At 40.8% G+C, this 7,179-nt stretch carries 10 protein-coding genes; 4 read left to right on the top strand and 6 right to left on the bottom strand.

The features are described 5' to 3' along the window. The first annotated feature begins 169 nt into the window (after positions 1-169). Positions 170-265 carry a photosystem I reaction center subunit XII gene (gene psaM, locus FJR37_RS23545; RefSeq protein ID WP_027404816.1) on the top strand — a complete coding sequence of 32 codons (96 nt, stop codon included), beginning with the start codon at positions 170-172 and terminating at the stop codon, positions 263-265. A gap of 249 nt (positions 266-514) precedes the next feature. Then, positions 515-925 carry a hypothetical protein gene (locus tag FJR37_RS23540; protein WP_168467268.1) on the top strand — a complete coding sequence of 137 codons (411 nt, stop codon included), beginning with the start codon at positions 515-517 and terminating at the stop codon, positions 923-925. 43 nt (positions 926-968) lie between these two features. Here the strand turns inward: FJR37_RS23540 and FJR37_RS23535 are convergent, their stop codons facing one another. Further along, on the bottom strand, positions 969-1,679 hold the full coding sequence (locus FJR37_RS23535) for a tetratricopeptide repeat protein (protein ID WP_168467267.1): 711 nt from the start codon (positions 1,677-1,679) through the stop codon (positions 969-971). Between the two features lie 297 nt (positions 1,680-1,976). On the opposite strand from FJR37_RS23535, the gene FJR37_RS23530 reads away from it, so the two are divergent. Both FJR37_RS23530 and FJR37_RS23525 read left to right on the top strand, forming a co-directional pair. Continuing rightward, positions 1,977-2,441 (top strand): hypothetical protein, encoded by a 465-nt coding sequence (locus tag FJR37_RS23530; RefSeq protein ID WP_168467266.1) that lies wholly within the window; start codon positions 1,977-1,979, stop codon positions 2,439-2,441. Positions 2,442-2,455: 14 nt separating this feature from the next. Then, the gene (locus FJR37_RS23525; protein WP_168467265.1) at positions 2,456-3,013 is read left to right on the top strand and encodes a glutathione S-transferase family protein; all 558 of its coding nucleotides are present in this window, start codon (positions 2,456-2,458) and stop codon (positions 3,011-3,013) included. A 134-nt stretch (positions 3,014-3,147) separates the two neighbouring features. Here the strand turns inward: FJR37_RS23525 and FJR37_RS23520 are convergent, their stop codons facing one another. The 5 genes from FJR37_RS23520 to cofG form a co-directional block, all read right to left on the bottom strand. Next, positions 3,148-3,639, bottom strand: a complete 492-nt coding sequence (locus FJR37_RS23520; RefSeq protein WP_168467264.1) for a YajQ family cyclic di-GMP-binding protein — start codon at positions 3,637-3,639, stop codon at positions 3,148-3,150. A gap of 101 nt (positions 3,640-3,740) precedes the next feature. After that, positions 3,741-4,157 carry an MAPEG family protein gene (locus FJR37_RS23515; protein ID WP_168467263.1) on the bottom strand — a complete coding sequence of 139 codons (417 nt, stop codon included), beginning with the start codon at positions 4,155-4,157 and terminating at the stop codon, positions 3,741-3,743. A gap of 137 nt (positions 4,158-4,294) precedes the next feature. Beyond that, positions 4,295-4,798, bottom strand: a complete 504-nt coding sequence (locus tag FJR37_RS23510; RefSeq protein WP_053540673.1) for a hypothetical protein — start codon at positions 4,796-4,798, stop codon at positions 4,295-4,297. Positions 4,799-5,203: 405 nt separating this feature from the next. Beyond that, entirely contained in the window at positions 5,204-6,055 is an 852-nt protein-coding gene (locus FJR37_RS23500; protein WP_053540671.1) for an HpsJ family protein, read from the bottom strand. 88 nt (positions 6,056-6,143) lie between these two features. Then, positions 6,144-7,112, bottom strand: a complete 969-nt coding sequence (gene cofG, locus FJR37_RS23495; protein WP_168467262.1) for a 7,8-didemethyl-8-hydroxy-5-deazariboflavin synthase subunit CofG — start codon at positions 7,110-7,112, stop codon at positions 6,144-6,146. Between the last annotated feature and the right edge of the window lie 67 nt (positions 7,113-7,179).

Here is a 7,179-nt window from a genome sequence, read left to right as displayed (position 1 = left end):
GGGGGAGTTGGGGGAGTTGGGGAATATTTCTTCCCAATGACAACGAACAACTGACAAATCCCCAGTTTTTGTTGCATCTTGTAACAAGATGTTTCCTAATGTTGGTAAAACAGGGAAAAGTAGTAAACGAAGTCTTGAAAATCTAGTTCAACTTAGGAGGATTTCCATCATGCCTATCTCAGATACTCAAGTTTACATTGCCTTGGTTGTAGCACTCATTCCAGGAATTCTAGCTTGGCGTTTAGCTACAGAACTATACAAATAACACCAATGTAACTCTGTTACAGGTGATCAAGCCTAGTATGCGTAAGTGTAATTTTTAAATTATTGTAGTTCTAAGCTATGGGGATTTGGAAAATTGCACCTTACCTTACTAGGTAATATTTTATTCATTTTCATACTTGTATAAATTTCCCAAAAATGAAGTAATATAGCAGCTAAATTAAGCCGCAATTAGCACCTGTTTGCTTTTGACGGTCATTACCGTAAATTATGCAAGCCTATTGTTAGCACCATGAATGCGTTTCAACCATCTAGACCTCCTCTACAGCCCGTAGAAAACAAACGAACTGTACCAAGACCTAAACGACACTTACGCCAACGTGCTTATCAAGTAATGGCACTGGAAACTACAGCCAAAGTAGCGGTTAATATAGTTATTAGTGCAGCAGCGGTATCTGCTTTGGTACAATTATTGCCTTACCATTGGTCACAACAGGATAAGTTACGAACAGTTCGTACCGAAGTAAAAGTTATGGAAGGGCGTGTGCAAAATTTGCAGACAGAATTTAGCCGCAACTTTGATCCCGGTGAAGCCAAAAGTATTATGCAACAAAAATCATTTCGCTTTGACCCTAATCAGCGTCCAGTTATATTGATGAATCGAGATCAGACTGTAATAGAACAATCTAATTCAGCACCTTGATACTCCCCCTGATAATTCTGAATTAAGTCATCTACTGCTAAAATTAGTCTTCAAAAAACAGCAACTCGTTTAACCAGGTTTCGAGTTGTAAACGCAAGCGATAACCAGAAACATCTTGATGATTCAAAGATGGTAGGTCTGCCAATGCGCGACGATAATCGGCAACCGCACAATTCCAATCACCCCAGAGATGATAAGTCCGTCCCCGTTCCGCCCAAATATTGCCTTTAAGTTGACCAAATAGCATCGCAATTTCCAAGTTTTCAATAGCTTCAGCATAGTTTCCCAAATCGCGTAAAGTAATACTACGATTAATCCAAGCTCGAACATGATGGGGATTGAGATCCAATGCTTGTTCATAGTCAGCTAATGCGTCCGTTAATTGACCACAAGCAGCGTAATAATTAGCCCGATTATTGTAGGCACTAGCTAATTTAGAATTTAGATCCAAGGCTTTGTTATAATCGGAGATGGCTTTTTGACTATCACCACTTTGAAAATAAATTAGTCCCCGGTTATTGTAATCAACAGCATTTTCGGGATGATGGTCAATCAGGTGACTTAACAGAGCGATCGCTTTGGTATAATCCCCTTGTTGTGCTAACTTCAAAGCATAAGAGCGTAAATAACGTTCTTCTAACATTGATTCATTACCATCCTGTAATCGCTCAGATTGATGACAAGAATTGTTTTGATCAGAAAGACATACTTGATTGTTTTGAATACCAGAATTTAAAAAAGAGTGCTTATTCATACGTTGCCTATTTGATTTACTTGATTTGTCAAATAAAATTACAGTCTTTGTGTCTTAATGCCTCTAGGATTGTTGAAGAACGTGGATTTTACATCCAGCAACAGATGAGCCATAAGTCTAATAATGTATACTTCATACCCAAGTTCAATTCCCGAATCAGTAAAATTCTAAAGAATTGAAGTGTAAATTTTAGTGATGACAGGGAAAAAGGAAAGGAAAGAAGCAAAAGACGAGAGAAAACTTTACCAGTAACAACTGACAAACCCCTATTTCCCAATTTTAGAAGAGACATTTCTTATGACAACAACAATTTCTTATGCTGATGCAACCGACCTTAATACTGAGGACTATATTGTTCTTGGTTTAGCTACGTGCTTTTATAAAGAAGACGGGGAAGTGCATCAAATTGAAGTGATAGAACCCATTCCTTCCGCAGCTTTAGAAGCTATATGTAAACAAATTCCTACCTCTTACAGATTGATTTATGCAACAACTTTGGGATCTGTATTAGAGGGTGATAAACTACTTCTGCCAGCAGGGTTTCCAGAGTCAGCACAATTTGGAGATGAGTTTCCACTACGGTTATTTTCTGCGGCTCGTACCTATAAGCGCCGTGAAGTAGCCCAAACATTGATTCCCTTGGGAACTACTAAAACCGATTTGAATTATTCGACAGAGCGCAAACGAGTCCTAAATGCAGCTAGAGTTGTCACCAAAGACGACAACGTAAAACAACACTCTCACACTCACAAAGTTCTTTAATATCCCTTATGACTATGTTGAAACTTTACGGCGGCGCTCGCAGTCGGGCTGCGATTATCCAGTGGTACTTAGAGGAACTGGAAGTTCCTTATGAATTCGTACTGTTAGATATGAAAGCAGGGGAACATCTCCAGCCTGAGTTCCTCAAAATTAACCCTATGGGTAAAGTTCCGGCGATTGTTGATGGTGATTTCCAGCTTTGGGAATCAGGCGCAATTTTGCTTTATTTAGCGGAAAAATACGCTAAAACCGCTTATTCATTAGAAGAAAAAGCCATATTTACCCAGTGGGTATTATTTGCCAACTCTAGTCTAGGAACAGGTATTTTTATAGAAGCCAATCGTGAACGAGAAATGCCACGATTATTGACTCCTTTAAATGAAATTTTGACAAAACAGCCTTTCTTACTGGGTAATGATTTTACCGTTGCTGATGTGGCTGTGGGATCAATCCTCTCCTATATCCCTATTATGCTGAAATTAGATTTGAGTGACTACCCAGCAATTGTGAACTATATTCAGTCAATGTCTGAACGTCCCGCATTTCAAAAAAGCATCGGGGGAAGTAAGTAATTTGGGGTGATTGGGGATTGGGGACTGGGGACTGGGGATTGGTGATTGGTGATGAGAATAATTTTTTCTCCCTGCCCCCTGCCCCCTGCCCCCTGCCCTCTACCTCTTTTCTTCCCCCTGCCTCTTGCCTTTTTCTAACGATAATTGGTAAATTGCAAAGCAACGGGTAAATCTTCTTGTTTAAGACGTTGAATCACGAGTTGTAAATCATCTTTTGATTTAGCTGTCACTCGCACAGCGTCACCTTGAATTGAAGCTTGCACCTTTTTAATTTCGTCTCGAATCAATTTAGAAATTTGTTTGGCAATTTCTTGACTGATGCCTTTTTTGAGAGTGATTTCTTGACGGACACGGTTGCCGCTGGCAGATTCGATTTTACCAAATTCAAAAATTTTCTGGGAAAGGTTACGCTTGGCGGCTTTTTCTCGCAGGATAGTATGGACAGATTCTAAGGTAAAGTCGCTGTCAGTGCCAATGGTGATTTTTTCCTCACCTAATTCAATTGTGGTTTGAGTATCTTTAAGATCGTAACGGCTTTTAACGTCTCTTGTGACTTGATCAATAGTATTAACTAATTCCTGTTTATCAAAGTCGCTGACGATATCAAAGGAAAAAGAAGCAGCCATAAATAAAATTGGTAATTGGTAATTGGTAATTGGGAACAGGGAACAGGGAACAGGGAACAGGGAACAGGGAAAGTTGAAAATCCCCCTTCCCTTTTGCCTAATTATTTGATTTGCATGAGACTGAGGTAAAACAAAGTTCCTGAACTAAAAGAAGCGACACCAAACATGAGCGATCGCAACAGGGGTATATTCGTAATATAGAAAATAGAGTATAGCAATCGAGCAATATTAAAAGCGATCGCTGCGGTTACTGCTTCAATTGAACTCACCCCAGTAACATACGCCATTAACGCTGCTGCGGCAAAAACCATAAACCCTTCAAAGGAGTTTTTGTGGGCCCATGTTGCCCGTTGGGCATAGGGTGGCAACTTATCAAACATGGCGCGAGGAGCAGAAAGATCATATCCTATCTGCACTCTAGCAAAAGCTACTAATAAATAGGGTACATAAATGAGAATAGCCGCGACGACAATAGAGTATAAAAAAATAGCAGGTACTGGTAACAGAGATAGGGACATTCAACTAATTTAATAAGGTACTTGGCGTGGTCTTGATCATTTTTATCAATGGATAAGGGGTAATTTAGTTAACTCATTACCCTTTAACCAGTAATTTCCCATCTCTACCATTGGCTTTGCAAAAACAGCAGTTCACTCTAGTCAAAGTAGAAGAGTGTTACCACTTTTCGCTGGTCTTCTGCATCACTACAGGTTTGTAGCAGAGTGCGACTATCATGAAATGCAAAGCAGATTAGTTGTTGACAACGAGAAATGATTTCTTTGTTACATAAGTAACTCGCTTCAGCTAGAGACAAGTTATCATTACTGGGGTTTTCCACCAGGTGCATCACCTGTTCTAATTGCTGGCGCGATTCCTGGGGTTGACGTTCCAAGCTCTGGGGTAAAATTACCGTGAGTAAGTTGGGATCAGCCTTAGTTGCGCCCCGGATGGCCGCAGAGTTTGTGCCTGTAGCACCAGAAGTAATGATCCGGTTGCCTGATAAAATCAGAGCATAAGTCATCATTTCAATCAAATTCTGGTGGGTAATTGGCACATGACGAGAACCTAGCAAGGCAATCCGCTTGGAACCTGTTTGCTGGATAGTTGCTAGTTCTTGGGCTAATGTATCGAGGTTAATAGTATCTATTGACTGGCTCAAAGATGAAGATCATGAGATTAAACAACCTAGACATTCTACCAAACAGTGTGTAGATGGCAAACTAACTAGAGTTACATATTGCTACAGTTGACAGTTGACAGTTGACAGTTGACAGGCTCACGAGAAGAAAATAGACTCATTTGCCCCCTCTAATAGTTCGTCAAATTTATTTTGACGGGTAATGATCGGAAAAAACTTCTATTCTTCCCTACCTCTCCTACCTCCCCTACCTCCCCTACCTCCCCTACCTCCCCTACCTCCCCTACCTCCCCTACCTCCCCCACCTCCCCTACCTCCCCCACCTCCCCTACCTCCCCTACCTCCCCTACCTCCCCTACCTCCCCTACCTCCCCTACCTCCCCTACCTCCCCTACCTCCCCTACCTCCCCTACTTGCCTTCACCCGTCATTTTCTGGTTGACAGACTACTAGAACCACTTTTGGAAACACCCATACCTCTTAATCCTCTCCACCCGATGACGATGTAACCAATTGACAACAATAAAGTATTAATACCAGTTCGCAATTCCTTCCAGGCATCTTCCTGGGTTTTTTGCAACTGTTGTTGTGCTTGAGTCTGAATTTGGCTAATTCTCTGCTTTGCTAGTTGTTCAGGGTCTGTTTGCTGGGCGATGAAATCATCAAGAGAGTTAAGATTTGTTTTATACTGCTTCAGTAAATCCTTCTGTGCCTCTGGTAATTGGTTATTATTAAGTGCCTGATTATACTTTTGTTCATCCTTAACTAGTTCATTTAGCTGGGTTCTGAGTTGCTCTTTTAATGCAGCCCGTTGTTTCTCTACAGATGCTTTTACCTGATCATTACCAAGTTGATTTTGGAGTTGTGCTAATTGACTTTTAACTTGGTTTTCTGACTGTTCCGCTTCTTTCTCAATCCGTGCTAACCCCTCTTCCTTTACTTGATTGACGTTACTGAGATGTAGGGGAAAAATCAGCAAAAATATTAGTCCTAACAAACTAGATAGGATAAAAATTGGCAATTTTAGTCCAGAGGACGAGGAACGACTACTTTCACTAGATCTATCAACCCAGTATGCAGTTAGAATCGCTCCTAGACCAAGCAATGGTACAATACCCTGATCTACAAGACTTCTGCACAGGTTTATCTGCCAGAGTTTATCTGTAAGTTGTAAAGGGAATAATAAAAATAGAAAGTCTAGAGAAAAAAACAATATGCAGATGATACCTATTAACTGGAGCAAGAAGGATGTCGTCCTAGAGGGTATACTAGTAGTCATGTTTGTTTACAGTGTAAATACATTAGATTAATTAGCATATTTAATGTTACTTTTATCGTACTGTGTCGCTATTTTTTCACGAACAGGGCTAGAGCTTAAATCTTTCTCGCCATTCTTGTACCTGCTGTTGTAACCCTGCACTCAACCAGTCGTCAAACTGGGGATACAGTGGTAAACGTGGTACTAACTCCCAGCCTCTAGACTCTAAAATATTTCTGAGTTCCTGTTCCTGTAAATGGGGATAATCAGGATTAACTTCATCCTTGGGACTTATTCCTCCTAAATCCCTCGCTCCAGCGGCTATACAAGCAAGTAACCAATTTTCATCTTCAACTAAATTGGGGGGAATCTGAATTGTCATGTCTGCTGGTAAAATTTCCCGCGCTTTAGCGATAACTGTCGGTAATTGATGGGGGTCAAATGGTGGTGCGTCAAAGGTTTGCACAGTTCCAGGGCTGTGGGGTTGAAGAATTACCTCTTGAATATGATGGTAATGTGCATGAGATTCGGAAATAGCGGTTAAAGTCTCCCACCAATCTGCTTCTGTTTCTCCTATTCCTAAAAGTAATCCTGTGGTGAAGGGGATTTTTAGCTCTCCTGCCCATTGTAATTGTTGCGATCGCACTTGGGGCAATTTACTCGGTGCATGACGATGGACTGTATTTAATAGTTGTGGTGTTAACTGCTCCAACATTAACCCCATTGACACATTCACAGTTTTTAGTTTTTGCATTTCTGCCCAACTTAGTGGACCAACGTTGGTATGGGGTAAAAATCCCATTTCCAATGCTAATGCACACAAATCATAAATTCGTTCAAACCAAGCTTCCCGTCTGGCTGAATGGGGATGGACCTCCCCACTCAAAATCAGGATTTCACAGACATTTTGATTTTTAAGTTGTAAAAAAATCTGTTTAGCAGCCCCAAGAGTCAACCAAGGACTTTTACCCGGTTCTGTGCGGAAATTGCAGTATGTACAGCGATTAAAGCATTCATAAGTAGGAACGATAGTATAGGCGGGACTATAGGTGACAATATTTTGACGAAATACAGGCATATACGGTAGGGGCGCAGGGTCTGCGCCCAAAAATGTAGGGGTTTATCAATCAATTAGAGACTTCCAA

Origin of the sequence: Aphanizomenon sp. UHCC 0183 (assembly GCF_009712065.1) — a bacterium.
In the GTDB taxonomy this organism is placed as follows: Bacteria; Cyanobacteriota; Cyanobacteriia; order Cyanobacteriales; family Nostocaceae; genus Dolichospermum; species Dolichospermum heterosporum.
The sequence above is the reverse complement of the archived record's forward strand: the minus strand, read 5'-3'. Positions and strand labels throughout refer to the sequence as shown.

Bases quoted from the DNA above. Each gene is read 5' to 3' on its own strand.
- psaM (WP_027404816.1), top strand. From the start codon at position 170: ATGCCTATCTCAGATACTCAAGTTTACATTGCCTTGGTTGTAGCACTC.
- FJR37_RS23540 (WP_168467268.1), top strand. From the start codon at position 515: ATGAATGCGTTTCAACCATCTAGACCTCCTCTACAGCCCGTAGAAAAC.
- FJR37_RS23535 (WP_168467267.1), bottom strand. From the start codon at position 1,679: ATGAATAAGCACTCTTTTTTAAATTCTGGTATTCAAAACAATCAAGTA.
- FJR37_RS23530 (WP_168467266.1), top strand. From the start codon at position 1,977: ATGACAACAACAATTTCTTATGCTGATGCAACCGACCTTAATACTGAG.
- FJR37_RS23525 (WP_168467265.1), top strand. From the start codon at position 2,456: ATGTTGAAACTTTACGGCGGCGCTCGCAGTCGGGCTGCGATTATCCAG.
- FJR37_RS23520 (WP_168467264.1), bottom strand. From the start codon at position 3,639: ATGGCTGCTTCTTTTTCCTTTGATATCGTCAGCGACTTTGATAAACAG.
- FJR37_RS23515 (WP_168467263.1), bottom strand. From the start codon at position 4,157: ATGTCCCTATCTCTGTTACCAGTACCTGCTATTTTTTTATACTCTATT.
- FJR37_RS23500 (WP_053540671.1), bottom strand. From the start codon at position 6,055: ATGACTACTAGTATACCCTCTAGGACGACATCCTTCTTGCTCCAGTTA.
- cofG (WP_168467262.1), bottom strand. From the start codon at position 7,112: ATGCCTGTATTTCGTCAAAATATTGTCACCTATAGTCCCGCCTATACT.